The following is a 26,282-nucleotide window of genomic DNA, read 5'->3' on the forward strand; positions in this document are numbered from 1 at the left end:
TCGCTGGGGCCGAACCGAGCGATGAACTGCTTACCGTTGTCAGCAGCTCATCGGGGATCCCGCACCGGCCCAGCGCCTGCATCGAATCAATGGCACTGCATCTCAACGCGGACTTGACTGAAGTCGCCCGCTTGAAGAGCGTCGGCCGGGATGACAAAGTACAGGAGGCCGAAGTCACCAAATTGCCATTGGGTGTCGCTGTCAAGTTGAAGGAGAAGGACTTCGTCGTCCCGCAGGAACCCGCCCTGAAGCGCCCATGGCCAGCCGAAGGCACGGTGGTGGCGACTCCAGTTGTAAGCCGGATGGTCGCTGCCTGATCTCCACTCGTTATAGAGGTCGAACGCAGCGAGCCATCGCGGCATGCCGTTCTCATCACTGGAGTCGAGGAGATTCACCACGACGGGTCCATCGTGTTCAGGCAGGCTGATGATCGGTGCGGCGGCTGCCGAGCGAGGGTCGAAGACCTGCGCGGGCCGAGGAGCGGACTTCTCCACCGCACACTGCGGGTCGGCGGCAATGACCCGCCAACAGCGCGAGTCGGTGAACTGGTCGATATCCCGGTATTTCTTGTAAGGCAGGTCAGGCTGAAAGTAGAAGAAATTGAGCAGCCCGGAGACGGTGGGTCGCTCCTCGCCGAGCCAGGGTGCCAGAACGTCGACGTCGAGGACTGCCATGAAGTTGAGTGGTATCCCATCGACATGTGGCCATTCGGTAGTCGGCTCCAGCAGCGCACTGCCGCCCAAACGGCACCGCCCCGCGGGGCTGGTGCCCTCGTCGGCCGGAGCGATCCGGTAGCCACGTCGCGCCAGCGCCGCCATCCGCGGCCCGTCACGCTCGCCCAGCGTCTCGACGCAGTGCTCTTCGATTTCGGTCAGGGTCTCGGCCACATCCATGCCGATGTTCATACGAGCATCCAAGCACTCCCCGGTGACGCTCTGCCGCGCCATTAGTCCCAGGGGAGAGCTTTGCGGAGGGTCACCGAGTGGGCCCTACAAGTGGCACCGCGAAGATGAACACCTTCGAATCCCCGTTGGGGCCCCTGGCCCTCAGGGGCCCGACGGCAAGATGCGCTCGGCCGGAACGACGTACCGGCCAAGTGTGAGGTGGAACCGCAGCTCTCGCTACTGAAAGCGAAGCTAAGTTGGTGGGCGCGGACGGTTTCGAACCGCCGACTCCTCGCTTGTAAGGCGAGTGCTCTACCCCTGAGCTACGCGCCCGCGTGCTCGTTGCCGGGAAAGCGTACCTGGTCGGCGGGGGCGATCGCGAAACGGTACGGGCGGTTGCGGAGTAGGGTCGGGACGGTCAAGGCGGCGACGCGGAACCGGCCGGGCAGGCGGGCAGTGGCAGGCAGGGAGCGGGCGGCGGAGATCAGGGCGGCGATCGAGGATCTGGCCCAGATGGATGGGTCGTCACCGCCCTTGATCGGGCATGTCTGCCGGACATGCCTTCGGCTGGTCGGGGCGGCCGGGGTGTGCACGGCGGTGCCGGGCCAGGCCGGCTTGTACGAGCCGTTGTGCGCAGTCGGGCCAATCGGCGTGGCGCTGGCGGAGTTGCAGGTCACCGTGGGCGAGGGACCCGGGATGGAGACCGTGAGCGGGGACCGGCCCGTGATGGTGGGCGATCTGGAGTCGGCGGACGTCCAGCGGCGGTGGCCGTTGTTCGCGCCGGCGGCGTCCGCGCTGGGGGCGGTGACGGTGTTCGCGTTCCCGTTGCTGGTCGGTGTCGCCGCGGTGGGCGCTCTGGAGATCTACTGGACGCGGCGTCCGCTGGGAGGCGCTGCGCTCGTCGACGGGCTGCTGTTCGCGGACGCGGCGCTGGTGACGCTGATGAGCGGATTGGCGACGGGTGGGGACTGGGACGATTCGTATCTGGATCGATGGCCCCAGGTGCATCAGGCGGCGGGGATGGTCTCGGTGCAGCTGGAGATCGGCCCGGCCGAGGCGTACGCACGGTTGCGCGCCCATGCGTACGCCGGCGATGAAAGCCTGCGCGAGGTGGCCCGCAAGGTCGTCGAGCAAGAATTGAGATTTTCTCCGGACATGGACTCATCGTGACCCCGAGTGCCCTCACCGTGGAGGTGGTTGGCCAATGTTGGAACGACGACTAGGTGAGATGTTCGTTGAACTGGCCGACACGCTGGTCGCCGGGTTCGATGTCATCGAACTGCTGCACACGTTGTGCGAGCGGTGCGTGGAACTGCTGGATGTGGACGCGGCCGCAGTGCTGCTGGCCGACCCGCGCGGCACCCTGAGCTTGGCCGCCGCATCCACCGAGCAGGCCAGGGTGCTGGAGCTGTTCCAGGTGCAGGATGAGGAAGGCCCCTGCCTGGACTGCTTCAGCACCGGTGTCAAGGTGACATGCAGTGATCTGGGCCTGGAGCCGCTGCGCTGGCCACGCTTCAGCACCGTTGCCCGTGACTGCGGGTTCACCGCGGTGACGGCACTGCCCCTGCGCTTGCGCGAGGAGCGGCTGGGCGCGATGAACCTGTTCCGCAACCACGCCGGGGCCCTGGACGAGGAAGCGGCGAGGGTCGGGCAGGTGCTTGCGGACGTGGCCACTATCGGACTCGTGCACGAGCGGGCCTTCGGCCGCAGCGAGCTGATCCTGGAGCAGTTGCAGGGTGCCCTCAACAGCCGCACCATCATCGAACAGACCAAGGGCGTGCTGGCCGAGCGCGGGCGGATCTCCATCAGCGACGCGTTCACCGTGATGCGCCGGTACGCCCGCGACCACAACCGGCTGCTGTCTCAAGTCGCCCGTGCGGTCGTGGACCAGGCTCCCGAGGTCGCCGACATGCTCTCCACGGAGACGCGGCCCGACGCCTGACCTTGCCCGGCCCGCTGCGCGGATCTATGTTGATGGCGACGGGCCTGTTCGGCCTTGTTCGCCGCTCTGGACCCTGGTGGCACGTCGTCGCTTCGACGCGCACCAGGAGTCATGATGACCGTGCCGGGCCGCCCATCCGTTTCCGCCGCCGTCCCAGACACGTCCGAGGGACTGGCCGTTCTGACGCTGCGTTCTCAAATGCGGTCCAACGAGCGAGCCGCGGCCATGCTGGAGCAGATGGCCATCACCGACCCGCAGATGTGCGCCTACCACCTGGCGGCTGCGGCGCGCTTCCGGGAACGCGCCGAACTCTGCCGTGACCAGCTGGACGGTCGGGACCACGCGCCCCGCTGACGGTACGGAGTCAGGAGGCGGGGGTGGGCTTGGTGAGGACGGCGGCCAGGTGGGCGGTGGCGGAGCAGGACGCCGCCGGGGAGCTTGAGACGAAGCGCGGGCCAGGGGGGATGCGCGGGGGATCGGCGCCGACGATGATGTCGCGGGTCACAGGTGGTGGTTGAACCAGTCGGCGGCCTGGGTGGTGACCTCTTCGAGGGCTCCGGGCTCCTCGAAGAGGTGGGTGGCGCCTGAGATGACGTGAATTTCCGAGTTGTCGAGGCTTCTGTGCGCCTGCTCGTTGAGGTGCAGGACCTCCGTGTCGCGGCCGCCGACGATCAGGAGGACGGGGGCGCGGACGCGGGGCAGTGACGGGCCCGCCAGGTCGGGGCGTCCTCCGCGGGAGACGACCGCGGCGATCCGGGGGCGGGCGGCGGCGGCTGCCAGGGCGGCGGCGGCGCCGGTGCTGGCGCCGAACAAGCCGATGGGGAGGCCCGCCGTGTGCGGGGCGGATTCGAGGCCCTCCGTCAGCCGGTCGATCGCGCCGATGAGGCGGAGCGTCAGGAGTTCGATGTCGAAGCGGAGCGCGGCGGTCACGCGGTCGAGCTGCTCCTCGTGTTCGGTGAGCAGGTCGATGAGGAGCGTCCCCATCCCGGCGGCGTTGAGGCCGTCGGCCACCGCGCGGTTGCGGGGGCTGTGCCGGGAGCTGCCGCTGCCGTGGGCGAACAGGACGACGCCGGTGGCGCCGTCCGGTATCGCGAGGTCGCCGTGGAGTTCGGCGTCCTCCAGCTTCAGTGTGATCATGTGTTCGGCGGTTCGGCGCTGATGTCGGCGAGGGCCGAGCGCTCGTCGCGCTGGACGGCGAGGTCGCCGATGGACACCATGCCGATCGGGCGGTCGCCGTCCACGACGGGGATGCGGCGGACGGCGTGCTGCCGCATCAGGCGGACGGCGGCGTCGGCGTCCTCCCCCGGCGTGACGGTGATCATGTTGGTGCTGCAGATGTCGGCGACGGTCGTGCCGGCCATGTCCTTCTGGGCGGCGACGGCGCGGACGACGATGTCGCGGTCGGTGACCAGGCCGCGGAGCCGTCCCTCGTGGACGACCAGGACGTCGCCGATGCCGTGCTGCCGCATGAGGTCCCCGACGTCGGCCAGGGACGTGTCCGGGGACACCGCCACGGGCACCGGCGTCATCACTTCGTTCACCTTCTGGGCCATGAGCGAGCCTCCCCTCGGGGCCTCGCCTACCCAGCGCCCGCCGGGATATGTCTACGACGGCGAGTCGGGCCCGTCCTGCTCGGCGAGGAAGCGTTCGAACTGGGCGCCGAGTTCGTCGGCGGTGGGCATGTCCGCCGATTCGGCCAGGAGGCTGTCGCGTTCGGCGGCCCCGGCGAACGCGTCGTACTGCTGCTCCAGGGCCCGGACGACCTTCTCCACCTCGTCGTTGCCGTCGACCTGCTCGGCGATGTCGGCGTCGGTGGCGGCGGCCGCCTCGCGGAGCCGTTCGACGGGCAGCGCGAGCCCGGTCGCGTCGGCGACCGCGTCGAGCGCGGCGACGGCGGCGGCCGGGTAGGCGGACTGGGCGAGGTAGTGCGGGACGTGCACGGCGAACCCGACGGCGTCGTGACCGGCCTCACCGAGCCGCAGTTCGAGGAGCCCGGAGGCGCTGCCGGGGACCTGGACCTTGTCGAACCACGAGTTGCGGGTGATCAGCTCCGGCCGGGTGGCGTGCGAGGTGATGCCGACGGGACGGGTGTGCGGGACGCCCATCGGGATGCCGTGGAAGCCGACGACGAGCCCGACGCCGAGGCGCTTGACGAGGTCGAGGACGGCGGCGGTGAAGCCCTCCCAGAGCCGGTCGGGTTCGGGCCCGGACAGCATCAGGAACGGGCTGCCGGCGTCGTCGCGGAGCAGCCGCACGACCAGCTCGGGCGTCTCGTAGGAGGCCCAGTGGTCGCGGTCGAACGTCATCGGCGGGCGGCGCGCCCGGTAGTCGATCAGCGAGTCGACGTCGAAGCGGGCGATGACGCGGTGCTCCAGTGCCTCCAGGAGGTGCTCGCGGACGAGCTGCCCGGTGGATCCGGCGTCCACGAAGCCGTCGAGGCTGTGCAGCAGCACCGGACCCGTCATTTCCGGCAGGTCGGCGTCGAGCTCGTACAGATCCTCAGGGTTAAGCAACTTCTCCCCCACCTCTACATGTCGTCCGTCCCAACATTAGGACATGCGGAGGCCCATCCCCGGATCGGCCGTGACACCGGTCACCTGAAGACGCGGCTGGACAGGAAGTCTTCGGGGTGGAGGGTGGTGAGATCTTCGCGGCCGACGTCGCCGCCCCCGGCGAGGAGGCGGTTGGCGTGGCGGAGGCGGGCGCGTTCGATGGCGTTGCGGACGGAGCGCGCGTTGGCGAAGCGGGGCTGGGCGCGGCGGCGGGATAGGTAGTCGCGGAAGACCGGCTCGGTCTCCGGGGCCAGGCCGTAGCCCTCGCGTTCCATCATCAGGTGGCCGATGGCCTCCAGTTCGTCCGGCTCGTAGTCGGGGAAGTCGATGTGGTGCGCGATGCGGGAGCTCATGCCGGGGTTGGACGCGAAGAAGGAGTCCATGCGGTCCTTGTAGCCGGCGAGGACGACGACGAGGTCGTCCCGCTGGTTCTCCATGATCTGGAGGAGGATCTCGATGGCCTCCTGCCCGTAGTCGCGTTCGTTCTCGGCGCGGTACAGGTAGTACGCCTCGTCGATGAACAGGACGCCGCCCATGGCCCTTTTGAGGACCTCCTTGGTCTTGGGGGCGGTGTGGCCGACGTACTGGCCGACGAGGTCGTCGCGCGTGACGGAGACGAGGTGGCCGCGGCGGATGTAGCCGAGGCGGTGCAGGAGTTCGGCGAGCCGCAGCGCGACGGACGTCTTGCCCGTCCCGGGGCTGCCGGTGAAGCACATGTGGAGGCTGGGGCGCCCGGAGTCGATGCCGAAGCGGGCGCGGACGCGGTCGACGAGGAGGAGCGCGGCGATCTCCCTGATGCGGGTCTTGACGGGGGCGAGGCCGACGAGTTCGCGGTCGAGGGCGTCCAGGACGTCGTCGGCCTGGGAGTCGGCGCGCTCCTTGGCGAGGTCGACGCGGGCGCCGGGAGGGAGCGGCTCCCCGGCGGCGGGAACGGGGGAAGGGGCCGCCGGGGAGCCGTTCTGGCGCATCCCGAATCCGGGGCGTTCGCTCAACGTCCCGCCCCGTAGCGGTCTCCCTCGGGGCGGTCGAGGGCGTAGGGGTGGAGGGTGTAGCGGACGCGCCGGTCGGACGTCTCTTCGCGGTCGAGCCGGAAGCCGGGCTCCTCCGCGGGGCGCTGGACGATGAACTGGAGCGCCGTCGTCTGGCGTCCGTAGGCCGCGTCGTAGGCGTTGAGGCGGATGTAGTGGCCCGGGTACGCCTTGCGGCATTCGTTGATCTCGTACAGGACGCCGGCCGGGTCGGTGAGGTCGAACATCGGCAGGCCCCACATCTCCCAGTAGGAGTTGCGCGGGTGCGGGTCGTCGGTGAACTCGACCGAGCACGGCCAGCCCTGGTCGAGGGCGTAGGCGGCCTGCTTGGCGATCTCCTCGTCGGTGAGGTCGGGGAGGTAGGAGAACGTTCCTTGGGTGATCCGCATCAGATGCTCCGAGGTTGGAGGTGGGCCCCCGTCAGGGGGTCGGTGAGAACACTGCGGTTTCGACGACGTCGGGGGTGTCGGTGGACTCGTAGGTGAAGGTGATGTCGCCCCAGGTGGACAGGGCGACGTCCAGTTCGCGGCTCTTCTTGGCGGCGGCGCGCAGGATGTCGGGGCCTTCGGCGAGGTAGTCGCGGCCCTCGTTGCGCGCCTTGATCATCGCCTCGAGCGCGACGCGGTTGGCGGTGGCGCCGGCGGCGATGCCCATCGGGTGGCCGATCGTCCCGCCGCCGAACTGCAGGATGGAGTCCTCGCCGAGGTAGTGCAGGAGCTGGTGCATCTGCCCGGCGTGGATGCCGCCGGACGCGACGGGCATCGTGCCCGGCATCGATGCCCAGTCCTGGTCGAAGTACAGGCCCTTCACCGGGTCGGCGGCGATCTTGTCGAGGCGCAGGGTGTCGTAGTAGCCGCGGACGCTGTTCGGGTCGCCCTCCAGCTTGCCGACGACCGTCCCCGCGTGGATGTGGTCGACGCCCGCGAGCCGCATCCATTTGGCGATGACGCGGAAGTTGACGCCGTGGGACTTCTGCCGCGTGTACGTGGAGTGCCCGGCGCGGTGCAGGTGCAGCAGGACGCCGTTGGCGCGCGCCCACTTGGCCATCGACTGGATCGCCGTGTAGCCGATGGTGAGGTCGATCATCACGATGACGCTGCCGAGTTCCTTGGCGAACTCGGCGCGTTCGTACATGTCCTCCATCGTCCCGGCGGTGACGTTGAGGTAGTGGCCCTTCACCTCGCCCGTGGCGGCCTGCGCCCTGTTCACGCCCTCCATGCAGTAGAGGAAACGGTCGCGCCAGCGCATGAACGGCTGGGAGTTGATGTTCTCGTCGTCCTTGGTGAAGTCCAGGCCGCCGCGGCAGGCCTCGTACACGACGCGGCCGTAGTTGCGCGCCGACAGCCCGAGCTTCGGTTTCACGGTCGCGCCCAGCAGCGGGCGGCCGAACTTGCCGAGGTACTCGCGTTCCATGACGATGCCGTGCGCCGGCCCCTGGAACGTCTTCACATAGTGGGTGGGGATGCGCATGTCCTCCAGGCGGAGCGCCTTGAGCGCCTTGAACCCGAAGACGTTCCCGATGATGGACGACGTCAGGTTCGCGATCGACCCCTCCTCGAACAGGTCGAGGTCGTAGGCGATGTAGGCGATGAACTGCCCTTCCTGGCCGGGGACGGGCTCCACCCTGTAGCACTTGGCCTGGTAGTTCTCGTAGGACGTGAGCCGGTCCGTCCACACGACCGTCCAGGTGGCGGTGGACGACTCGCCCGCGACGGCCGCGCCGGCCTCCTCCGGCGGCACGCCCTTCTGCGGCGTGATGCGGAAGGCGGCGAGGATGTCGCTGTCCTTCGGCTGGTAGTCCGGACGCCAGTAGCCCATCTCCGCGTAGGGGATCACGCCCGCCGACCATCTGCCCGAGCTCATCGCCGCTCTCCTTCAGCCTGAAGCCTGGATGCGGGACGCGGCGGCTCACCCCGGTGAAGGACGGCATGTCCCAGGGGATCGGGGTGAGGCGCCGCGTCCCGGCCACGTGGAACCGTGAACGGGACGAGCTTCACCCGCCGACAGTTGCAATGTCCATCAAGTGTTCTACGGTGACCATCAACCATTCACTTGAACGAGGAGGCGGGGACGTGACGGAGGCGCGGCTGCGGACGTTCGTCGCCCTCGCCGACACCGGGTCCGTGCGGGCGGCGGCGCGGCGGCTGTACGTGACCGAGTCGGCGGTGTCGGCGGCGGTCGCGGCACTGACCCGCGATCTCGGCGTGCCACTCGTCCGGCGGGAGGGGCGCGGGCTCGCGCTGACCGCCGCCGGGGCCGTCTACGCCGGGTACGCGCGGCAGGTGCTCGGCCTGCTGGAGGAGGGGCGGGCGGCCGCCCGCGGCGCGGCGGACCCGGGGCGCGGCCCGCTGCGGCTGGCGGCGGTGACGACGGCCGCCGACCAGATCCTCCCGGAACTGCTCGCCTCGTTCCGGGCGCGCTGGCCCGACGTGGAGCTGGCGCTGGAGGTGGGGCCGCGCCGCCAGGTGTGGAGCAGCCTCGCCGCGCACGAGGCCGATCTCGTGCTGGCCGGCCGTCCGCCGGGCGACGCCGCGGTGACCGTGCTGGCGCGGCGTCCGAACGAGCTGGTCGTCGTGGGCGCGCCGGGCTTGGCGGACGGGTTCGCGCTGGCCGGCACGCCGTGGGTGATGCGCGAGCCCGGCTCGGGCACGCGGGCCAGCGCCGACGCCTACCTGGCCGAGCGGGAGGTGTCGCCGCCCCGCCTCGTCCTCGGTTCGAACGGCGCGGTGATCGCCGGCGCGGCGGCGGGGCTCGGCGTCGCGCTGGTGTCGCGGGACGCCGTCGGGGCCGAACTGGACGCGGGCCGCCTCGTCGTCGTCGACGCGCCGGGGATGCCGCTCGACCGGCCGTGGCACGCGGTCGCCGGGACCGCGCCGACCCCGACGACGCTGCTGTTCGTCCGGCACCTGCTGGACGCCCCCGGCTGGAGCGACCCGGCCCGGAGCGCCGCGGTCGTCAGGGCAGGCTCCACAGCGACACCGACAGCAGGCCGAGGCTGACGGCGATCATGATCATCGCGACCGTGCGTCCGCCCTCGTCGGCCGGGACGGTCGTCCTGCGGGTGACCAGGACCACGAAGCAGGCGAAGAAGCCCGCGGCGACGACGTCCATCGCCACGGCGAGCCCGGTCACGACCGCGTCCCCCTCATCCCGGCGTCCCCTTCGTCACTGCGAAACCCCCCGTCCCGGGCAACCCTAGACGAGTGTGCTCGCTCACATCGCCGTACCCGCGTGCATGATCGGCCGCGGACGCGACAGAATCAGATTCGGAACCGTGAAAGGGGCTGCGATGACCGCCGACCGCCGGCACGACCCGGCTCGCCAGTACGACGTCGTCCTGTTCGGCGCCACCGGCTTCACCGGCGCCCTGACCGCCGAGTATCTGGCCGAGCACGCCGGGCCCGGTACGCGCTGGGCCCTCGCCGGACGCAACCGGGCCAAGCTGACCGCCGTCCGCGACCGCCTGGTGAAACTGAACCCGGCGTGCGCCGATCTGCCGCTGCTGCACGCGGACACCACCGACACCGCCTCGATCGAGGACATCGCGAACAGGGCGCGGGTCGTCATCACCACGGTCGGTCCCTACGTCAAGTACGGCGAGCCGCTGGTCGCGGCGTGCGCGCGCGCCGGGACGGACTACGTCGACCTCACCGGCGAACCGACCTTCGTCGACCGGATGTACGTGAAGTACCACGAGGAGGCCGTGCGCAGCGGCGCCCGGATCGTCCACGCCTGCGGGTTCGACTCGATCCCCCACGACCTCGGCGCCTACTTCACGGTGAAGCAGCTTCCGGAGGGCGTCCCGATCCACGTCGAGGGTTTCCTGCGCGTCCGCGGGGGCGCGTCCGGCGGCACGCTGCACTCGGCCATCGGCATCTTCGGCGACCCCGCCGGCATGATGCGCGCCGAACGCGAGCGCCGCCGGGTGGAGGACCGGCCCGCCGGCCGCAGGGTGCGCGTTTCGCGGCGTCCGGCGCCGAAGGCCCGTGTCGCGGGCGGCTGGACGCTGCCGCTGCCCACCATCGACCCGCAGATCGTCGTCCGGTCGGCGGCGGCGCTCGACCGCTACGGCCCCGACTTCTCCTACGGCCACTACGTCGCCGTCAAACGGCTTGCCGTCGCCGCCGGGATGGCCGCGGGCTCCGGCGCCCTGCTCGCCCTGTCCGCGCTCCCGCCGACCCGCAACCTGCTGCTGCGGCTCCGCGCGCCGGGCGAAGGCCCGTCCGAAGCGGAGCGCGCCAAGCACTGGTTCAGCATGAAGTTCGCCGGAGAGGGCGGCGGCAGGCACGTCGTCACCGAGGTCTCTGGCGGCGACCCCGGCTACGGCGAGACCGCCAAGATGCTCGCCGAGTCGGCGCTGTGCCTGGCCCACGACGACCTGCCGGAGACCGCCGGGCAGGTCACGACCGCGACCGCGATGGGCGACGCCCTGATCGACCGGCTGAACCGGGCGGGGATCGTCTTCCGGGTCCTCAGGACGGACTGACCGCACCCCGGTGGCGGCCCGGGATGGGGATGACGGCCTCCACGGTCGTCCCGGCCCCCGGCCTGCTCGTCACGGAGACCCGCCCGCCGAGCAGTTCGGCGCGCTCCCGCATGCCGCGCAGCCCGTAGGAGTCGGGACGGCGGCCGCGGCCCCCCGGCGCCAGCACGTCCCGGACCGGGAACCCGGCCCCGTCGTCGGTGACCTTCAGCCGGACGCGGTCGGTGGAGTGCTCCAGCAGCAGGTCGACGCATGTCGCGGACGCGTGCCGCAGGCAGTTGCCGACCGCCTCCTGCGCGATCCGGTACAGGGCGGTCTGCACATGGTCGGGAAGCGCGTCCTCCAGTTCGCCCTCGACGGTCACCGTCACGTCGAGCGGACCGGACGGGCCGGGACCGTCCCCGGCCTCACGGGCGAGGGTGGCCAGCGCCGCCGACAGGCCGAGATCGTCCAGGACGGGCGGCCGCAGCCCGCCGATCGCGGCGCGCGTCTCGGCCGCCGCGAGCTCGCACAGCCGCCGCGCCATCATGATCTGCGCCAGCCCCTCGGGATGGTGCTCGGGCAGCGCCCGCTCGGCCGCCGACAGGTGGAAGCCGAGGCTGGCGAGGCGCTGCGCGATGCCGTCGTGGATCTCTCGGCTGAGCCGCGACCGCTCCGCCTCCTGCGCCTCCACCGCCCGTTCGGCGAACCGCTCGGCGGCGTGCTCGCGCTCGCGGGCGGTGCGCAGCCGGCGGCACGAGGACAGCACCGGCGCGAACAGCCCGGCGAGCGCGGTGACGAGGGCCAGGTCCTCGGCGGGGGCGGGGCCGGCGGACCGGACGTCCACGACCGCGACCACGGTTCCCTCGCTGTGCACGGGGATCGCGGCGCCCCGTCCGTCCGGATGTGGCCGGACCCGGCCGTGCGCGGCCGCCCGGCCGACGTCGCCCGCCCCCAGCGGAACGGGCGGGCCCGACCATTCCAGGACGCGCTCGTCCTCGGCCAGGACGTAGACGTCGCAGAACGTCAGCGCCCGCGCCGACCGGACGACGAGCCCGGCGAGCTCCTCGGCCATCCGCGGCAGTTCCCGGTCGGAGCAGGCGACGGCCACGATGCGGACGAGCAGGTCGTTCCCGCGTCCGGCGAGCAGTTCCAGCGGCCCGGCGGCCGTCACCGGAACAGCCCCTCGCGCAGCGCGACCGCTATCGCGGCGGACCGGTCGGTCACCTCCAGCTTGCGGTAGAGCGCGCGCAGGTGGCTCTTGACCGTCTCCTCGCTGAGCACGAGCCGCGCCGCGATCGCCTTGTTGGACAGGCCGCCCACCAGCAGCGACAGCACCTCGCTCTCGCGCTGGGTGAGCCCGCGGTTGGCGCCCGGCCAGAACTCGCCGCGGGTCAGCCGGGCCGCGGTGACCGCCATCCGGCCGGCGAGCGTCGGGTCCACGACCGTCTCGCCCTGCGCGACCTCCTCAAGGCGGCGGACGAGTTCGGGGCCGTCCACCCGCTTGAGCAGGTACCCGCCCGCCCCGGCCCGCAGCGCCTCGAAGACGTACTGCTCGTCGTCGTACACCGACAGGAACACCACCCGCGCCTCCGGGACCCGCCCGGTCAGCAGGCGGCACAGGTCGAGGCCGCTCTCCGGGCCGAGCCGCACGTCCAGCAGGACGACGTCCGGGCGCAGCGTGGTGACCAGCCGGGCCGCCTCGTCCCCCGTCCCCGCCTGCCCCACGACGCGCACGCGCCCGGAGAACCCGGCCAGCATCGCCTGCAGTCCGGCGAGGATCATTTCGTGGTCGTCGACGAGGACGACACGTACGGGGACACCCATTCCGGCACGATAACAACCGGAAGCTACTCATCAGTAGCCCAGGGCCGGAGGGGGCCTCCGCGGTTTCACCCCCGCTCTCCCCTGATTGGGGGACGAACCGCCCGCCGCACCGCCGTACTCTCCTAGACGAAAATTGAATTCCGCAGGATGGAGGAGCAGAAGGTGCCCCATCGGATCGTGCATATGCTCCGGGCGCGCGGGTCCGGCCGCCGCCCCGTCATGCTCGCCATCGCCGGGGACAGCGCGGCGGGCAAGACCACTCTGACCCGGGGGCTTGTGCAGTGTCTGGGGGCCGATCGGATGACGGCGGTCTGCGTGGACGACTACCACCGCTACGACCGCGCCGAACGCGCCGGCAAGCCGTTCACGGCGCTGCACCCCGACTGCAACCACATCGACATCATGGAGCAGCACCTGCAGCTGCTTTCGATGGGCGAACCGATCCTCAAGCCCGTCTACGACCACGCCACCGGCGAACTCGTCCGCCCCGAGCTGGTCGAACCCCGCGACTTCGTGATCGTCGAGGGCCTGCTCCCCCTCCACACCCGGATGGCGCGCGCCTGCTTCGACATCACCGTCTACCTCGACCCGCCCGAGCCGCTGCGGCACTCCTGGAAGGTCAGCCGCGACTGCGACAAACGCGGCTACACCCCCGAGCAGGTCATGGCGGAGCTGGACCGCCGCGAACCCGAGAGCGCCGCCTACATCCGCCCCCAGCGCAAGCACGCCGACATCGTCGTCCGCTTCGCGCCCGTCGCGGGACGGCTCGACCCGCCCGGCACCCCGCTGTCCGCCGAACTGCTGCTCCGCCCCACGATCGACCATCCCGATCTGGCGGACGTCCTCGACAGCGGCCCCGGCGACACCGCCACCGGCGCCACGGCCTCCGGCAACCCGGGTTCCGGCGGCATGGAGACGGCCATGCACCTGCGCCTGCACCGCGACACCGACGGACGCCCCGTCGACGCCCTGCACGTCCACGGATACGTCTCCCCCGAGGAATCACAGGTCGTCAAGAAGGCCATCCTGGAACGCCTCGGCCCCCGCGCCGGCACCGCCATCCCCGACCCCGGCGTCCTCGGCCGCCTCGGCGACGCCGGCACCAGCGACCCCCTGGCGATCACCCAGCTGCTCCTGCTCTACCACCTGCTGGACGCCGACCACCGGCAGGCCGCCTAGAACTCCGCGGGCGCGCGGGGAGGCCCCGGGGCTCTTGGACCTGTAGCCCCGGGCCGCGCGCCGGCGGCTGCCGGGAGGGCGCCCTCAGCGGGCGCGAGGGGCGCCCTCCCGGACTTCGCTCACAGGTCCCGCCACGGGATCTCCGGGCGGCTCGCCGCCACCACGGCGAGCGACTGACCGCCCCGGATCTTCTCGTCCGGGGCGGAGGTGAGGCGGAAGTTCGCGTTGGGGCGGTGCGACTCGCCGACGGCCAGCAGGGTGCTCCCCCGGCGCAGAAGGAAGATCGCGACGTCGATGCGGGACCGCTCACCGACCTCTTCCGGCACGTCCACCCGGTACAGGGTGCCGTCGGTGTCGAGCGTGCTGGCCAGATTGTGGTAGATCGCGGCCACACCGGGGTTGCGGACCGAGACCGCGACCACGGCCGGGTCGTCGATGTCGACCGTCTCGATGTCCGGGGTGATCAGGGTCAGCGCGTCCATGATCTCCCCGCGGCGGTGGCCGTCGTGCAGGCCGGCCAGCAGGTGGACGGGCGGTTCGCCGTGCCGCCGCAGATAGGCCGCCAGACCGAGCATCACCCGGACGGTCTCGTCGTCGGTGCGCCCGACGACGACGGCCGCGCGGGCATGCTCCAGGCACGCGCGTTCGTAGGCGGTGTCGTCGAACGCGACCACGTCGTAGACGTCGGGGTCGGGGTTCTCACCCGTCAGCTCGTCCGGCCAGAAGATCGTGACCACCGGCGTCCTGGCGAAATCCGGGTCGGCGCGCAACTCGCCGATGATGGCCCGCAGGCCGTCCCGTTCGTAGCCGACGATCACGATGTGGCGCCGGTGGCTCAGCCGCGCCCGGCCGTTGGCCTTCATGGTCCTCCCCTTCGCCAGCCACAGCGTCACCTCGGCGAACAGCATGAGGCCCGCGGTGAGCCCGGACACGATGGCGATCACTCCGCCGATCCGCCCGCCGATCGTCGCCGGGGCCAGATCGCCGTAACCGGTGGTGGTGCCGCTGACGATGAAATACCAGAAGTACTCGTGCGGCTTCTTGATGTCGGCGCCGGGCTCCTCGAACACCGCGATCAGCAGCCAGCCGACCAGGAAGGCGGCGAGGAGCACGAGCGCGGGCATCCGCATCGACCGCCCGGCGATCCGGTCGACCAGGCGCATCAGCACAAATGGCACCCGCGAAGACTGGCAGCAGGAAAAATCCCGCGTCAAGTAGCGGCGCCCCTGGTCAGCGCAGAGCGGAACGGGATCGGACGGTCGCCGCAGCAGGCCGCAGCCGGGCCCTCAGACGGCCTAACCCCGGACAGCCGGGGCCTCAGACGGCCGGGCCCTTCTTCAGCACGCGGGTGAGCGCCGCGGCCACCTCCGCGGACAGGTCGCCGTCGCCGGAGCCGCCCGGCGGCGCACCGGAGTGCACCAGGTCGGCGGGGACGGCGTCGCGGGTGTGGCCGCAGTCGCGGCACTCCACCTCGCCGAGGCGGCACACCAGCACGGCCGACCCGCAGGCCGAGCAGCGGTCGAGTTCGCCGGCCCAGTCGCGGGCGGTCTGGCAGCCGGGGCAGATCAGCACCTGGCGGTCCGCCCGGACCCCGCGCTTCCACGGGCTCGCGCCCCGGGCGGGGTCGGTCTGCCGCGCCCCGCATCGGAAGCAGGGCATCACACCTCCAGAGGTGCGGGGACCGGTTCCGGCCACATGGCCGGAGCCGGTCCGATTTCGCTCAGAGCTCGGCGAGCGCCTTGCGGTACTCGTCGATGTCGCGTGCGTCCGGGATCGCGTTGACGACCTTCCAGCGGACCACACCCTCGGTGTCGATGACGAAGGTCCCGCGCACGGCGAGCCCCTTACCCTCGTCGAACACGCCGTAACGCTGTGCCGTCCCGCCGTGCGGCCAGAAGTCCGAAAGCAGCGGGAACGTGTACTTCTCCTGGTCGGCCCAGGCGCGCAGCGCGAACATCGAGTCGACCGAGACCGCGAGCACCTGCACGTCGTCGCCGCCCAGCGTGGGCAGCTCGTCCCGGATCTGGCACAGCTCGCCGGTGCAGACGCCGCTGAACGCCAGCGGATAGAACACCAGGACGACGTTCTTCTCACCACGGAAGTCCGACAGCTTCACCGGTGTGCCGTGCTGGTCCTTCAGCTCGAAGTCCGGTGCGCCGTCGCCTACCTCAACCGCCAAAACCACTCCCGCATCTCTCCCGCCCGCGGCGGGGTCATGCCCCGTCCCCCACGGGCGTGGGGGACGGGACCAGTCTGTCACCCCGCACGGCCGGCGAACCAGGTGCCCGGGGCTACTTGCGGACCTTGGGCGCGACCAGCCGCGTTCCCGACCATTCCTTGGCGGCGCTGACGCTGCTGGTCTGCGACAGTCCGGCCGTCTGTGCGGCCTCGCCGATGTCGCTCGGCTCCACGTGCCCGTCCCTGCCCGCCTTCGGCGTCAGCAGCCAGATGTTGCCGCCGCCGGTGAGCGGGATCATCGCGTCGGTGAGGCCCTCGAACAGGTCGCCGTCCTCCTCGCGCCACCACAGCAGCACGACGTCGACCACGTCCTCGTAGTCCTCGTCGACCAGCTCGTTCCCCGTGACGGCCTCGACGGATTCGCGGAGCTCCTCGTCAACGTCGTCGTCGTAGCCGATCTCCTGCACCACCTGGCCCGCCTTCAGGCCGAGCCGTTCGGCCAGGCTGCGCTCAGACTGCGCCTGACCCGCGGTCGCGCTCACGAAAGTCCTCCCATTGTCGTCAGTCCGCACGGTGCCGTGCTCATGTCTTCCGGCCCCCTGGACGGGTGGCCCGCCCGCACCTGTGCGGTGTTTGCGGGACAGTCCACACAAGTGAGGGCCCCTAGCGCAAGTGTCTTCCCGGCTTTTGGTGGCCTCATTGGCCCGATTACGCAGATCGGCGTAACAAGGCCTCCACGGAACGTGACAGTCACCGTCATCCCTCGATGGTCATCCCTTGAGGAAGGACAACCGGATCTGGCGGTCCGGGTTGTCCATATTGAGGTCGACCAGGGCCACCGACTGCCACGTCCCGAGCGCGAGCCGCCCGCCGACGACCGGAAGGGTCGCGAACGGCGGGACCAGCGCGGGCAGGACGTGCGAGCGCCCGTGGCCCGGCGACCCGTGCGCGTGCCGCCAGCGGTCGTCCGCGGGCAGCAGGTCGCCGAGGGCGGCCAGGAGGTCGTCGTCGCTCCCGGCCCCCAGCTCGATGACCGCCACGCCGGCGGTGGCGTGCGGGACGAAGACGTGAAGCAGCCCGTCGCCGCCGGCCGACGCGGCGAACCGCTCGCATTCGGCGGTGATGTCGTGCACGGTCTCGCGCGCACCGGTCGCCACCCGGACCACGGTGCTCTCCATGATCCCGGGTCTACCCGCTCCGCGGCCCCGGACGCCTCCGGGGCCGCACGTATCCGCGGGCTACCGCTGAAGGTGCTCCCTGGACTCGATGACCGCGTCCGGCCCCGGGTAGACCAGGGTCTCGTGGCCGTCGTCGAACCGGACCAGGAACGGCGGGCCGCCGTCCTCGCCCCGTACCTCGATGATCTCGCCCTGCCGGTCCGGCTGCCCCACGATGTTGCCGTGGACAAGCAGCCGGTCTCCGATCCGCCCGTTCATGGCTCCTCCGCTCTCGTCGGGAAAATATCGGCTCTCCCAGGGTGCGTACCCCGGTTGACCGGGGAGAATGGTTACCGGTTGGTAGAGATGCGTTAGCCGTCATAAACGGCGACGATGGATCTCGAGACGAGCGACGAACAGTCTGCCGGGGACCGGTGGCCACCCGCGGGCGGCCACCGGTCTCACCCGCAAAGACGTAAGGACAGAGGGGACCCCGTGGCTTCCGGACGTCAACGCTTTTCGATCATCAGCGACGGCCTGCCGAGCCAGCTGCCCGACATCAACCCGGACGAGACCCGGGAGTGGCTGGAGTCACTGGACACGGTCATCAAGACCGCGGGCCGCGGCAGGGCACGGTACGTGATGCTCCGGCTCCTGGAAAGGGCGCGGGAGCTGCAGGTGGGCGTGCCCAGCCTACGCAGCACCGACTTCATCAACACGATCCCGCCGGAGTCCGAGCCCTGGTTCCCCGGCGACGAGCATGTGGAACGGCGCATCCGCGCCTACATCCGCTGGAACGCCGCGATCATGGTCTCGCGCGCGAACCGGCCCGAGATCGGCGTCGGCGGCCACATCGCCACCTACGCCTCCGCCGCCTCGCTGTACGAGGTCGGGTTCAACCACTTCTTCCGCGGCAAGGACCACGGCGAGTCGGGCGACCAGGTCTTCATCCAGGGTCACGCGTCGCCGGGCATCTACGCCCGCGCCTACCTGGAGGGGAGGCTGCCCGAGGACAAGCTCGACGGGTTCCGCCAGGAGCACTCGCACCCGGGCGGCGGCCTCTCGTCCTACCCGCACCCGCGGCTCATGCCGGACTTCTGGGAGTTCCCCACGGTGTCGATGGGCCTGACCGGGATCAACTCGGTGTACCAGGCCCGGTTCAACCGCTACCTGTACAACCGGAAGATCAAGGACACGTCCCGCTCGCACGTGTGGGCGTTCCTCGGCGACGGCGAGATGGCCGAGCCCGAGTCGCTCGGCGCGATCGGCCTGGCCGCCCGCGAGGAGCTCGACAACCTGACCTTCGTCGTCAACTGCAACCTCCAGCAACTGGACGGCCCGGTCCGCGGCAACGGCAAGATCATTCAGGAGCTGGAGTCGTTCTTCCGCGGCGCCGGCTGGAACGTCATCAAGGTCATCTGGGGCCGCGACTGGGACCCGCTGCTCGCGCAGGACGTCGACGGCGTCCTCGTCAACCAGATGAACACCACGCCCGACGGGCAGTTCCAGACGTTCACCGTCGAATCCGGCGAGTACATCCGGGAGAAGTTCTTCGGCGCCGACCCGCGGCTGCGCCGGATCGTCCAGCACCTGTCGGACGACGAGCTGCGCAAGCTGTCGCGCGGCGGGCACGACTACCGCAAGGTGTACGCGGCGTTCAAGGCGGCCCGCGAGCACGTCGGCCAGCCGACCGTGATCCTCGCGCACACGATCAAGGGCTGGACGCTCGGCTCCGACTTCGAGGCCCGCAACGCCACCCACCAGATGAAGAAGCTCACCAAGGCCGAGCTGAAGGAGTTCCGGGACCGCCTCTACCTGGACATCCCGGACTCGGCGCTGGAAGCGCCGCTGCCGCCCTACTACCACCCGGGCGAAGACTCCGACGAGATCCAGTACATGCGCGAGCGCCGGGCCGCCCTCGGCGGGTTCGTGCCGAAACGCGTGGTGCGGGCCAAGGCCCTCAAGCTGCCCGGCGACCCCGTCTACAGCGAGCTGAAGAAGGGCTCCGGCAAGCAGAACGTCGCGACGACGATGGCGTTCGTCCGGCTGCTCAAGGACCTGATCAAGGACGAGAACATCGGCGCCCGCTTCGTGCCGATCGCCCCGGACGAGTACCGCACGTTCGGCATGGACTCGCTGTTCCCCACGTCCAAGATCTACTCCCCGCATGGGCAGACCTACGACGCGGTGGACCGCAAGCTCCTGCTGTCGTACAAGGAGTCCGAAAGCGGCCAGATGCTGCACGAGGGCATCAGCGAGGCCGGGTCGATGGCGTCCGCGATCGCCGCGGGCACCACGTACGCCACGCACGGCGAGCACATGATCCCGGTGTACATCTTCTACTCGATGTTCGGGTTCCAGCGGACCGGCGACCAGATGTGGGCGCTCGGCGACCAGATGGGCCGCGGGTTCCTCCTCGGCGCCACCGCCGGCCGCACCACCCTCACCGGTGAGGGCCTCCAGCACGCCGACGGCCACTCCCCGCTACTCGCGGCGTCGAACCCCGCGTGCGTCCACTACGACCCGACGTGGGCGTTCGAGCTGGCCCACATCGTCCAGGACGCGCTGCGCCGCATGTACGGGACGTCCGAGGAACACCCGGACGGCGAGAACATCTTCTACTACCTGACCGTCTACAACGAGCCGTACCAGCAGCCCGTCGAGCCCGACGACGTCGACGTCGACGGCCTCCTCAAGGGCCTGTACCGGTTCAAGGCCGCCCCGGCCGTCACGTCCGGGAACGGCGCGGCACCGCGGGCGCAGATCCTGGCGTCCGGCGTCGGCGGGCGGTGGGCCCTGGAAGCCCAGCGGCTCCTCGCCGAGGACTGGGGCGTCGCCGCCGACGTGTGGTCGGCGACCTCGTGGAACGAGCTGGCCCGCGAGGCCCGCGCGTGCGACGAGCAGAACCTGCTGAACCCCGACGCCGAGCAGCGCGTCCCGTACGTCACCCGGATGCTCGACAACGTCGCCGGGCCGATCGTCGCGGTGACGGACTTCACCCGGGCCGTACCCGACCAGATCGCCCCGTGGGTGCACACGGACTTCACCTCGCTCGGCACCGACGGCTTCGGTTTCTCCGACACCCGCGCCGCCGCCCGCCGGTTCTTCCACGTGGACGCCGCGTCGGTCGTCCTCGCGGTGCTGACCCGGCTCGCCCGGCACGGCGAGATCAAGCCGGAGACGCTCCAGCAGGCGATCCAGCGCTACCGGCTCGACGCGGACGTGAGCGAGGTGTTCGCCAACGGCGTCGGCAGCTCCGAGAGCAACACCGGCGGAGACGCGTGATCTTCCACCGGACGCGGTGATCGCGGAGGTGTAGGCCACGATGACCGGAAGGGCCCCGAGGTTCGCCTCGGGGCCCTTCGGTGTTCGCGGGTCAGCCGGCCGCGGGCGTGAACACGCCGAAGGTGTTGCCGGACGGGTCCTGAAGGTAGGCGAACTTGAGGCCGGTGTTCGCGGTCACCGCGGGAAGGGCCACCTTGCCGCCGTGCTTTTCGGTCTCCGTGCAGATGGCGTCGACGTCCTCGACCATGACCAGGAACATCGCGTGCCTGCCGGACGCGTCGGCCTCGTGCGAGATGCCGCCCGTCGGGATGTCGGCGCCCGGGTAGCTGACCAGGTCGTAGCCGTCGCCGTCGGGGTTGACCTCGATCTTCCAGCCGAACAGGTCGCCGTAGAAGCGGCGGGCCTCCTCCGGCGCGTCGGTGCCGACCTGGAACCACGCAACGGTGTTGAACGCGGGAACGCTCATCGATCTCCTCCTTCGAACGCTGCGGGCACCAGCGTCCGGGAGCATTCCGACAACCCCCTGTCGGTGTTTCCGGGCGAGTTCCCAGCCGCTCGGAACTCCGCCCACACGACGGTGCGCGCCCCGTCCGCCCGGAATCCCCAGCCGTCCGACAGCGCTTCCACGAGCCACAGCCCGCGCCCGCTCTCGGCCCCCGTCTCCGCCCTGGGATGCGGGCGCCTGCCGCCCGCTCCGTCGTCGGCGACCTCCAGGCGGTAGAGGTCACCACCCGCCAGCAGGCTGATCGTCACCCGGCCACCGTCACCCGAGTCCGTGTGAACGATGGCGTTGGTAACGGTCTCGCTCCCGACCGTCACCAGGTCGTCCAGGCGGGGATGTGCCGCCGGCACCAGGTCCCGCAGGAACCGCCGTGCGTACCCCACGGACCTCCGGACACCCGGAAGCGTGAGCGAGCCGAGCACGACCAGCCCGCCGCTCACCACCACGCCACCCACGACACACCGCGCCGGACGACCGGCGACCTCCCCGTCTCGGGCGCTCCCATTCGTGCGCCTCCCTTCATTTCGGAGTCGCCCGCCACATTCGCCGCCCGATGCGCTCGTGTCCCCCGCCCTGAACGTTTCCGGATTGAACGTTCAATGCGCCGCCGTTCCGTATACGCACGACCACATTCGGTGACACGCTGGAGAGATGCCTTCCGGGAACGCCCCCACCGTTCGCCAGCGCCGGATCGGCTCGGCGCTCCGCAAAGCCCGCGACCAGCACAACCTGACCGTCGCCACCGTCGCCCGCCGCTTCGGCCGCTCCCAGGGCTGGCTGAGCATGGTCGAGAACGGCCTCCAGACCATCGCCCCCGAAGAACTCGCCGACCTCCTCGACTTCTACGACGTCGAGGACGGCCCCCTCCGCGACTCCCTCCTCCACCTCGCCACACACAAACCCGGTTCATGGAAACGTACGTACGAGTACCGGATCTCCGCTGCCGCCCTGGACTTGGCCAGCCTGGAAGAGGACGCAGCCGAGATCCGCACCTTCCAGCCCAATATCATCCCGGGACTGCTCCAGATCCCTGCCTACGCCGGGAAACTCATGGCCGTAGGCCCTGCCAGGAACTCCCTCACTGCCAGAACGCTGGTCGAATTCCGGATGTCTCGCCAGCAGGTGCTGAGCCGCCCTAATCCGCCCCGCTACGTGCCGATCATCGCGGAAACGGTTCTCGGCAATCAGGTTGGCGGCGATCCTGCGATCCTGCGTGCACAGCTACGGCAGCTGACAGAGGTCGCCCGGCTGGGACACGTGGATCTGCGCATCCTTCCCAGCACGGCCAGCGAATATCTCTCGCTCATCACCCCGTGTCATCTCATCTCTTTGCGTCCGCCCGGCCGACTCACCGTGACCGTTGGCGACTTCTACAACAAGAGCATCTTTGTAGAGGATGAGGACGAAGTTGCTTCTCACGAAGAGATTTTCGGCCTGCTGCTCTCTGCAACACTGTGCAGAACCGCTTCGATAGAACTCATAGACGAGATAGCGTCGAGATCATGAACCCTCCCGAACCGTCCCCGGAACTCTGGCGCAAGAGCACCTACAGCGGCGGCAACGAAGGCGAGTGCGTCGAAATCGCTGACCTCAACGACGACATCGGCATCCGCGACAGCAAGAACCCCACCAACGGACACCTCGTCCTCACCCGCCAACACTTCGCCGCCCTCCTCAAGCACCTGGCAATGCAGCCATGACCACCACGCCCCACTGGCGTAAGAGCAGCCACAGCGGCGGTCAGGAAGGCAACTGCGTCGAGATCGCCGACCTCAACCACCACATCGCTGTCCGCGACAGCGAAGCACCGGAAAGTGGCCACCTCTCCCTCACCCGCCAAGACTTCACCCGCCTCTTGGCACACCTGGCTTCACAGCCGTGATCGTGGGCCGGGACACAGGTGAGCTGATCCCTGGGTAAGACGGGTCCGGACCTGCCTGGGCGTCCGAGGAACGTTCTAACGGAATCACCTCGGAGTTTCGTGACCCGTCCGGTGGCCACTTCCGGCTGACTCAGACCCGCCCGATGTGTAGGGCATCGGTAGGCCGAGGTAGGGCGGGCTTCATTGTCTCCGTTTCAGGACGAGCGAACGGAGTGATCAGTAGGCTTCTCCGCTATGGGTTTTTGGCGGAGAAAAGAGGACAAGACGGGGCGGGCAGGATCGGGCACGGTCACTGCCGGACGGGCGTGGCGAGACGACGCTCTCGACGCGGCCGTGGACGCCGTCAGCCGCGGGGACTTCTCCACCGGGGCGCGGCTGCTGGCGCAGACGCGGAATGACCCGGAGCGGCGGACACTGTGCGTGATGGGTCTCGCCCAGGCTGCCGAGGGCCGCAGCACCGGCATCCGCGCCCTGGCGAGCGCGGACCCGCGGAATCCGGACCTGGCTTTGTGGCTGGGGCACACGATCGTCCTGGAGGCGTGGGGCATCCGCTCGATGGCGCTGGCCCGCTATGTGTCGCAACAGCAGTTCGCCGACTTTCACGCCACCCTGCGAACCGCCCACCATCCGTTGTCGACGGCTGCGCAGTTGCTCCCGCCCGATCCCGTTCCGTGGGTCTGCCTGCTGAGGTTCGCCAGAGGCCTTGAGCTTCCACGAAGCGACGCGGACGCGATCTGGCGCAACCTCGGCGGACGGTGGCCGACCTCGTATCACGGCACCTACCAGCGGATCCAGAGCGTGGCGAAGAAGTGGGGCGGCTCGCACGAGGCGATGCTGGAGTGCGCGCGGCAGGCCGCGGCGGCCGCCCCTCCGGGCGATCCCGTCACCGCGATGATCGCCATGGCCCACATCGAGGTCGCTTCCAGGAACATCGATGACGGGCTGGACGACGATTTCAACAGTCACCTCATGAAACCGGACGTACAGGTGGAGATTCGCGCCGCAGCGGAGAAATGGCTCGCGTCCGCACGGCCGCATCCCTACGACGTCGACGCCCATCACGTCTTCGGCTTCGCCTACTACCAGGCCGGTGATCGCGAGCGTGCACGCTTCCACCTGACAGCGGGCGGCCCACGGATCCCCATCATTCCATGGGGCTACGTAACCGGCGATGAAGTGGCCGATTTCATCGCGGCCTGCCGGCATCTGAAGATTCCGCTTTGAGGAGGGCCGGCAGTGGAACTGCGGGAAACGGAGGTTGACGGCGTCCCGACCTTCTGGCTCGAATCTGAGGAGAAACTTCGGGGTGAGCTGCGGGCGTGCGGGTGCTGCGGCGCTCGACCGCCGCGGCGGCGTACACGCGCGTCCTAGAGCGCCGCGCCCTCCCGTCACCACCTCGCCGCCCAGCCAGGATCCTGCCGAGAACGTGCTGCCTAGCCTGTTCGGGTTGCATCGGCTGCCTCCGCCGGTGAGATGGTTGGTCTTGGCGGCGGTGATCGCCGGGCTGGCGGTGGTGGTGTTCACCGGCCGCTAGACCCAGGTGGGCAGGGAGCCCTCGGCGTAGCGGGCGCCGTAGCCGCCGGTCGGCAGGATGGCGGCGATGGCGTCCAGGTCGGCCTCGGACAGGGTCAGCTCGGCGGCGGCCGTGTTCTCCTCGACCCGCTCGGGGCTGCGGGTGCCGGGGATCGGGACGATGTCCTCGCCCTGGGCCAGCACCCAGGCCAGTGCGAGCTGGGAGACCGTCGCGTCCTTCGCGGCGGCCAGCTCGGCGAGCCGCTCGACGGCCGCCAGGTTCTTCTCGAAGTTGCCCGGCTGCCAGCGGGGATCGTGGTTGCGCATGTCGGTCGGGTCGTAGGACCCGGCGGGCTTGGCGGTGCCGGTGATGAAGCCGCGTCCCAGCGGGGAGTACGACACGAACCCGATGCCCAGCTCGCGCAGCACCGAGAACAGCTGCTCCACGTCCCGCTCGAACAGCGAGTACTCGGTCTGGAGGACGGACACGGGCTGGACGGCGTGCGCGCGGCGGATGGTCTGCGGGCCCGCCTCGCTCAGCCCGAAGTACTTCACCTTGCCCGCCTCGATCAGCTCCTTGACCGTGCCGGCGACGTCGTCGATCGGGACGTCCGGGTCGACGCGGTGCTGGTAGAGCACGTCGATGTGGTCGACGTCCAGGTAGCGGAGGCTGTTGTCGGCGACCTTGCGGATGTTGTCCGGGCGGCTGTCGAGGCCGGAGATCCTCCCGGACGACAGGTCGAACCCGAACTTGGTCGCCAGGACGACCTCGTCGCGGAAGTCCTTGACCGCCCTGCCGACGAGGATCTCGTTGGAGCCGGTGCCCAGGCCGTAGAGCTCGGCGGTGTCGAAGAAGGTGACGCCCAGCTCGTACGCGCGCCTGATGGCGGCGATGCCCTCCTGCTCGTCAGCAGGACCGTAGGCGATCGTCAGGCCCATCGTGCCGTAGCCGATCGCCGAGGCCACCAGGCCCTGGCGGCCCAGAGTGCGCTTCTGCACGACCAATCCTTTCTCGCAAGCAACGCATTCACGTCCACTCTCGCAGCAAAGCGGCCGGGCGGTGCGCCCGGCGTCCGCGTTCGCCGCTGCGCCTGGCCGCCCGTGATCGCGGGGTCGCACGCCTCCTCCGTCCTGCGGGAGCGCCGCGTCTCCGGCGGGTGTGCTCAGACGAACTCCAGGGGGCGGACGACGTAGTCGGGTGGGATGTCGCCGTGCATGGACTCGGTGGAGCGGTCCGGGGCGGTCTCCTCCAGGAGGGCGGCGCGGCGGACGCGGTCGGTGCGGAACACGCGGCGGCCGCCGCGCAGGCGGCACCAGGCGTTCAGATACCAGCCCTTGCCGGACGCGGTGAACGTGACGGGCTCGACGTCGCGTTCGGTCTCGGTGCCCGCCCCGTCGACGTAGGTGAGGCGGACCACCCGGCGGGCCAGGACGGCCTCCTCCAGCACGGCCGGCACGGACGCCTGGTCGTCGTCCCCGGCGGGGCCGAGGATGCGGATGCGGGCGGCCAGTGCGCGGGCCGAGGCGCCGTCGTCCGCCGACATCGCGGCGACGATCTTGTGCAGGGCGGTGCGGGCGGAGCGGGAGTACGGTGAGCCGCCCGCGCGGGACAGGGTGATCGCGACGGCGACGGCCTCGGCGGGGGTGAAGTTCAGCGGCGGCAGCGTGCGGCTCTTGTCGAGGGTGTAGCCGCCGCCTCGGCCGACGTCCGCGAAGATCGGCACGCCGGCCTGCTGGAGCGCGCCGATGTCGCGCTCGATCGTGCGGACGCTCACCTCGTACCGCGCGGCCAGTTCCCGCGCGGCGAGGCGGCGGGGCGCGCAGGCGCGCAACTCCTCCACCAGGGCGTAAAGACGGTCCGTGCGGTTCACGCGCCGAGCGTACGCGCCGGG

32 protein-coding genes and 1 tRNA gene are annotated in these 26,282 nt (G+C 70.4%); 11 read left to right on the forward strand and 22 right to left on the reverse strand.

The window, feature by feature from the left end; genetic code table 11:
* Positions 1–86: 86 nt before the first annotated feature.
* Both ACGFK0_RS02965 and ACGFK0_RS02970 read right to left on the reverse strand, forming a co-directional pair.
* Positions 87–905, reverse strand: a complete 819-nt coding sequence (locus ACGFK0_RS02965; RefSeq protein WP_392899178.1) for a DUF1963 domain-containing protein — start codon at positions 903–905, stop codon at positions 87–89.
* A gap of 237 nt (positions 906–1,142) precedes the next feature.
* Positions 1,143–1,217 (reverse strand) — tRNA-Val (locus ACGFK0_RS02970).
* A gap of 123 nt (positions 1,218–1,340) precedes the next feature.
* Here ACGFK0_RS02970 and ACGFK0_RS02975 point away from each other — a divergent pair.
* From ACGFK0_RS02975 to ACGFK0_RS02985, 3 genes are all read left to right on the forward strand, one after another.
* Positions 1,341–2,054, forward strand: coding sequence for an ANTAR domain-containing protein (locus tag ACGFK0_RS02975; RefSeq protein WP_392899181.1), 714 nt, complete (start codon positions 1,341–1,343; stop codon positions 2,052–2,054).
* Positions 2,055–2,112: 58 nt separating this feature from the next.
* Positions 2,113–2,826, forward strand: coding sequence for a GAF and ANTAR domain-containing protein (locus tag ACGFK0_RS02980; protein WP_392899183.1), 714 nt, complete (start codon positions 2,113–2,115; stop codon positions 2,824–2,826).
* A gap of 198 nt (positions 2,827–3,024) precedes the next feature.
* Positions 3,025–3,180 (forward strand): hypothetical protein, encoded by a 156-nt coding sequence (locus ACGFK0_RS02985; RefSeq protein ID WP_392899185.1) that lies wholly within the window; start codon positions 3,025–3,027, stop codon positions 3,178–3,180.
* 10 nt (positions 3,181–3,190) lie between these two features.
* Here the strand turns inward: ACGFK0_RS02985 and ACGFK0_RS02990 are convergent, their stop codons facing one another.
* The 7 genes from ACGFK0_RS02990 to ACGFK0_RS03020 all read right to left on the reverse strand — a co-directional run bounded on the left by ACGFK0_RS02990 (position 3,191) and on the right by ACGFK0_RS03020 (position 8,269).
* Positions 3,191–3,331, reverse strand: a complete 141-nt coding sequence (locus tag ACGFK0_RS02990; protein WP_392899188.1) for a hypothetical protein — start codon at positions 3,329–3,331, stop codon at positions 3,191–3,193.
* Positions 3,328–3,963, reverse strand: coding sequence for a dienelactone hydrolase family protein (locus tag ACGFK0_RS02995; protein WP_392899191.1), 636 nt, complete (start codon positions 3,961–3,963; stop codon positions 3,328–3,330). Before ACGFK0_RS02995 ends, ACGFK0_RS02990 begins: the two co-directional genes overlap by 4 nt.
* A complete protein-coding gene (locus ACGFK0_RS03000; protein WP_392899194.1) occupies positions 3,960–4,379 on the reverse strand; it encodes a CBS domain-containing protein in 420 nt (139 codons plus the stop codon). Before ACGFK0_RS03000 ends, ACGFK0_RS02995 begins: the two co-directional genes overlap by 4 nt.
* Before the next feature lie 51 nt (positions 4,380–4,430).
* Positions 4,431–5,339: a PAC2 family protein gene (locus ACGFK0_RS03005; protein WP_392899197.1), complete on the reverse strand. Its 909-nt coding sequence runs from the start codon at positions 5,337–5,339 to the stop codon at positions 4,431–4,433.
* 80 nt (positions 5,340–5,419) lie between these two features.
* Complete coding sequence (cbbX, locus tag ACGFK0_RS03010) at positions 5,420–6,370, reverse strand: CbbX protein (RefSeq protein ID WP_392899199.1); 951 nt, start codon at positions 6,368–6,370, stop codon at positions 5,420–5,422.
* The gene (locus ACGFK0_RS03015; RefSeq protein ID WP_392899202.1) at positions 6,367–6,795 is read right to left on the reverse strand and encodes a ribulose bisphosphate carboxylase small subunit; all 429 of its coding nucleotides are present in this window, start codon (positions 6,793–6,795) and stop codon (positions 6,367–6,369) included. Before ACGFK0_RS03015 ends, cbbX begins: the two co-directional genes overlap by 4 nt.
* A gap of 31 nt (positions 6,796–6,826) precedes the next feature.
* Positions 6,827–8,269, reverse strand: a complete 1,443-nt coding sequence (locus tag ACGFK0_RS03020) for a form I ribulose bisphosphate carboxylase large subunit (RefSeq protein ID WP_392899204.1) — start codon at positions 8,267–8,269, stop codon at positions 6,827–6,829.
* Between the two features lie 209 nt (positions 8,270–8,478).
* On the opposite strand from ACGFK0_RS03020, the gene ACGFK0_RS03025 reads away from it, so the two are divergent.
* The gene (locus tag ACGFK0_RS03025) at positions 8,479–9,405 is read left to right on the forward strand and encodes a LysR family transcriptional regulator (protein WP_392899207.1); all 927 of its coding nucleotides are present in this window, start codon (positions 8,479–8,481) and stop codon (positions 9,403–9,405) included.
* Here the strand turns inward: ACGFK0_RS03025 and ACGFK0_RS03030 are convergent.
* Complete coding sequence (locus ACGFK0_RS03030; RefSeq protein WP_392899210.1) at positions 9,362–9,538, reverse strand: hypothetical protein; 177 nt, start codon at positions 9,536–9,538, stop codon at positions 9,362–9,364. The two genes, ACGFK0_RS03025 and ACGFK0_RS03030, sit on opposite strands and share 44 nt — an antisense overlap.
* Positions 9,539–9,695: 157 nt before the next feature.
* Between ACGFK0_RS03030 and ACGFK0_RS03035 the strand changes: the two genes are divergently transcribed.
* Positions 9,696–10,892: a saccharopine dehydrogenase family protein gene (locus ACGFK0_RS03035; protein ID WP_392899212.1), complete on the forward strand. Its 1,197-nt coding sequence runs from the start codon at positions 9,696–9,698 to the stop codon at positions 10,890–10,892.
* On the opposite strand, the gene ACGFK0_RS03040 is transcribed toward ACGFK0_RS03035, so the two are convergent.
* Both ACGFK0_RS03040 and ACGFK0_RS03045 read right to left on the reverse strand, forming a co-directional pair.
* On the reverse strand, positions 10,879–12,042 hold the full coding sequence (locus tag ACGFK0_RS03040; RefSeq protein WP_392899215.1) for a GAF domain-containing sensor histidine kinase: 1,164 nt from the start codon (positions 12,040–12,042) through the stop codon (positions 10,879–10,881). The genes ACGFK0_RS03035 and ACGFK0_RS03040 overlap by 14 nt on opposite strands.
* Positions 12,039–12,695: a response regulator transcription factor gene (locus ACGFK0_RS03045; RefSeq protein ID WP_358458230.1), complete on the reverse strand. Its 657-nt coding sequence runs from the start codon at positions 12,693–12,695 to the stop codon at positions 12,039–12,041. The genes ACGFK0_RS03040 and ACGFK0_RS03045 overlap by 4 nt, the downstream gene beginning before the upstream one ends.
* Before the next feature lie 147 nt (positions 12,696–12,842).
* Between ACGFK0_RS03045 and ACGFK0_RS03050 the strand changes: the two genes are divergently transcribed.
* On the forward strand, positions 12,843–13,874 hold the full coding sequence (locus tag ACGFK0_RS03050; RefSeq protein WP_392899217.1) for a phosphoribulokinase: 1,032 nt from the start codon (positions 12,843–12,845) through the stop codon (positions 13,872–13,874).
* Between the two features lie 119 nt (positions 13,875–13,993).
* On the opposite strand, the gene ACGFK0_RS03055 is transcribed toward ACGFK0_RS03050, so the two are convergent.
* The 6 genes from ACGFK0_RS03055 to ACGFK0_RS03080 form a co-directional block, all read right to left on the reverse strand.
* Positions 13,994–15,052, reverse strand: coding sequence for a potassium channel family protein (locus ACGFK0_RS03055; RefSeq protein ID WP_392899221.1), 1,059 nt, complete (start codon positions 15,050–15,052; stop codon positions 13,994–13,996).
* A 139-nt stretch (positions 15,053–15,191) separates the two neighbouring features.
* Positions 15,192–15,533 carry a hypothetical protein gene (locus tag ACGFK0_RS03060; RefSeq protein ID WP_392899223.1) on the reverse strand — a complete coding sequence of 114 codons (342 nt, stop codon included), beginning with the start codon at positions 15,531–15,533 and terminating at the stop codon, positions 15,192–15,194.
* Positions 15,534–15,594: 61 nt separating this feature from the next.
* Complete coding sequence (locus ACGFK0_RS03065) at positions 15,595–16,053, reverse strand: peroxiredoxin (protein WP_392899226.1); 459 nt, start codon at positions 16,051–16,053, stop codon at positions 15,595–15,597.
* Between the two features lie 112 nt (positions 16,054–16,165).
* Entirely contained in the window at positions 16,166–16,594 is a 429-nt protein-coding gene (locus tag ACGFK0_RS03070) for a DUF3052 domain-containing protein (RefSeq protein ID WP_131954932.1), read from the reverse strand.
* Positions 16,595–16,822: 228 nt separating this feature from the next.
* Positions 16,823–17,230 carry a YjbQ family protein gene (locus ACGFK0_RS03075; protein WP_392899229.1) on the reverse strand — a complete coding sequence of 136 codons (408 nt, stop codon included), beginning with the start codon at positions 17,228–17,230 and terminating at the stop codon, positions 16,823–16,825.
* 60 nt (positions 17,231–17,290) lie between these two features.
* Positions 17,291–17,488: a DUF1918 domain-containing protein gene (locus ACGFK0_RS03080; RefSeq protein ID WP_392899232.1), complete on the reverse strand. Its 198-nt coding sequence runs from the start codon at positions 17,486–17,488 to the stop codon at positions 17,291–17,293.
* A gap of 216 nt (positions 17,489–17,704) precedes the next feature.
* Between ACGFK0_RS03080 and aceE the strand changes: the two genes are divergently transcribed.
* Positions 17,705–20,494, forward strand: coding sequence for a pyruvate dehydrogenase (acetyl-transferring), homodimeric type (gene aceE / locus ACGFK0_RS03085; protein ID WP_392899235.1), 2,790 nt, complete (start codon positions 17,705–17,707; stop codon positions 20,492–20,494).
* Between the two features lie 91 nt (positions 20,495–20,585).
* Here the strand turns inward: aceE and ACGFK0_RS03090 are convergent, their stop codons facing one another.
* Together ACGFK0_RS03090 and ACGFK0_RS03095 are read right to left on the reverse strand one after the other, a co-directional pair.
* Positions 20,586–20,960 (reverse strand): VOC family protein, encoded by a 375-nt coding sequence (locus ACGFK0_RS03090; RefSeq protein WP_392899238.1) that lies wholly within the window; start codon positions 20,958–20,960, stop codon positions 20,586–20,588.
* The gene (locus ACGFK0_RS03095) at positions 20,957–21,436 is read right to left on the reverse strand and encodes an ATP-binding protein (protein ID WP_392899240.1); all 480 of its coding nucleotides are present in this window, start codon (positions 21,434–21,436) and stop codon (positions 20,957–20,959) included. Before ACGFK0_RS03095 ends, ACGFK0_RS03090 begins: the two co-directional genes overlap by 4 nt.
* 211 nt (positions 21,437–21,647) lie before the next feature.
* On the opposite strand from ACGFK0_RS03095, the gene ACGFK0_RS03100 reads away from it, so the two are divergent.
* The 4 genes from ACGFK0_RS03100 to ACGFK0_RS03115 all read left to right on the forward strand — a co-directional run bounded on the left by ACGFK0_RS03100 (position 21,648) and on the right by ACGFK0_RS03115 (position 24,102).
* Positions 21,648–22,502 (forward strand): helix-turn-helix domain-containing protein, encoded by an 855-nt coding sequence (locus ACGFK0_RS03100; protein ID WP_392899243.1) that lies wholly within the window; start codon positions 21,648–21,650, stop codon positions 22,500–22,502.
* Positions 22,499–22,696, forward strand: a complete 198-nt coding sequence (locus ACGFK0_RS03105) for a DUF397 domain-containing protein (protein WP_392899244.1) — start codon at positions 22,499–22,501, stop codon at positions 22,694–22,696. Before ACGFK0_RS03100 ends, ACGFK0_RS03105 begins: the two co-directional genes overlap by 4 nt.
* Positions 22,693–22,878, forward strand: a complete 186-nt coding sequence (locus ACGFK0_RS03110; protein WP_392899246.1) for a DUF397 domain-containing protein — start codon at positions 22,693–22,695, stop codon at positions 22,876–22,878. The genes ACGFK0_RS03105 and ACGFK0_RS03110 overlap by 4 nt, the downstream gene beginning before the upstream one ends.
* Before the next feature lie 333 nt (positions 22,879–23,211).
* Positions 23,212–24,102 (forward strand): hypothetical protein, encoded by an 891-nt coding sequence (locus ACGFK0_RS03115; protein WP_392899249.1) that lies wholly within the window; start codon positions 23,212–23,214, stop codon positions 24,100–24,102.
* A 306-nt stretch (positions 24,103–24,408) separates the two neighbouring features.
* On the opposite strand, the gene ACGFK0_RS03120 is transcribed toward ACGFK0_RS03115, so the two are convergent.
* Entirely contained in the window at positions 24,409–25,389 is a 981-nt protein-coding gene (locus ACGFK0_RS03120; RefSeq protein WP_392899252.1) for an aldo/keto reductase, read from the reverse strand.
* A gap of 164 nt (positions 25,390–25,553) precedes the next feature.
* Positions 25,554–26,261 carry a helix-turn-helix transcriptional regulator gene (locus ACGFK0_RS03125; RefSeq protein ID WP_392899255.1) on the reverse strand — a complete coding sequence of 236 codons (708 nt, stop codon included), beginning with the start codon at positions 26,259–26,261 and terminating at the stop codon, positions 25,554–25,556.
* Positions 26,262–26,282 lie beyond the last annotated feature (21 nt).

Origin of the sequence: Spirillospora sp. NPDC048823 (assembly GCF_043198445.1) — a bacterium.
Lineage (GTDB): Bacteria > Actinomycetota > Actinomycetes > Streptosporangiales > Streptosporangiaceae > Spirillospora.

Coding starts and splice junctions, on each gene's coding strand:
- ACGFK0_RS02965 (WP_392899178.1), bottom strand. CDS start 905: ATGAACATCGGCATGGATGTGGCCGAGACCCTGACCGAAATCGAAGAG.
- ACGFK0_RS02980 (WP_392899183.1), top strand. CDS start 2,113: ATGTTCGTTGAACTGGCCGACACGCTGGTCGCCGGGTTCGATGTCATC.
- ACGFK0_RS02985 (WP_392899185.1), top strand. CDS start 3,025: ATGCGGTCCAACGAGCGAGCCGCGGCCATGCTGGAGCAGATGGCCATC.
- ACGFK0_RS02995 (WP_392899191.1), bottom strand. CDS start 3,963: ATGATCACACTGAAGCTGGAGGACGCCGAACTCCACGGCGACCTCGCG.
- ACGFK0_RS03000 (WP_392899194.1), bottom strand. CDS start 4,379: ATGGCCCAGAAGGTGAACGAAGTGATGACGCCGGTGCCCGTGGCGGTG.
- ACGFK0_RS03015 (WP_392899202.1), bottom strand. CDS start 6,795: ATGCGGATCACCCAAGGAACGTTCTCCTACCTCCCCGACCTCACCGAC.
- ACGFK0_RS03020 (WP_392899204.1), bottom strand. CDS start 8,269: ATGAGCTCGGGCAGATGGTCGGCGGGCGTGATCCCCTACGCGGAGATG.
- ACGFK0_RS03035 (WP_392899212.1), top strand. CDS start 9,696: ATGACCGCCGACCGCCGGCACGACCCGGCTCGCCAGTACGACGTCGTC.
- ACGFK0_RS03045 (WP_358458230.1), bottom strand. CDS start 12,695: ATGGGTGTCCCCGTACGTGTCGTCCTCGTCGACGACCACGAAATGATC.
- ACGFK0_RS03050 (WP_392899217.1), top strand. CDS start 12,843: ATGGAGGAGCAGAAGGTGCCCCATCGGATCGTGCATATGCTCCGGGCG.
- ACGFK0_RS03060 (WP_392899223.1), bottom strand. CDS start 15,533: ATGCCCTGCTTCCGATGCGGGGCGCGGCAGACCGACCCCGCCCGGGGC.
- ACGFK0_RS03075 (WP_392899229.1), bottom strand. CDS start 17,230: ATGGAGAGCACCGTGGTCCGGGTGGCGACCGGTGCGCGCGAGACCGTG.
- ACGFK0_RS03080 (WP_392899232.1), bottom strand. CDS start 17,488: ATGAACGGGCGGATCGGAGACCGGCTGCTTGTCCACGGCAACATCGTG.
- ACGFK0_RS03090 (WP_392899238.1), bottom strand. CDS start 20,960: ATGAGCGTTCCCGCGTTCAACACCGTTGCGTGGTTCCAGGTCGGCACC.
- ACGFK0_RS03100 (WP_392899243.1), top strand. CDS start 21,648: ATGCCTTCCGGGAACGCCCCCACCGTTCGCCAGCGCCGGATCGGCTCG.
- ACGFK0_RS03105 (WP_392899244.1), top strand. CDS start 22,499: ATGAACCCTCCCGAACCGTCCCCGGAACTCTGGCGCAAGAGCACCTAC.
- ACGFK0_RS03110 (WP_392899246.1), top strand. CDS start 22,693: ATGACCACCACGCCCCACTGGCGTAAGAGCAGCCACAGCGGCGGTCAG.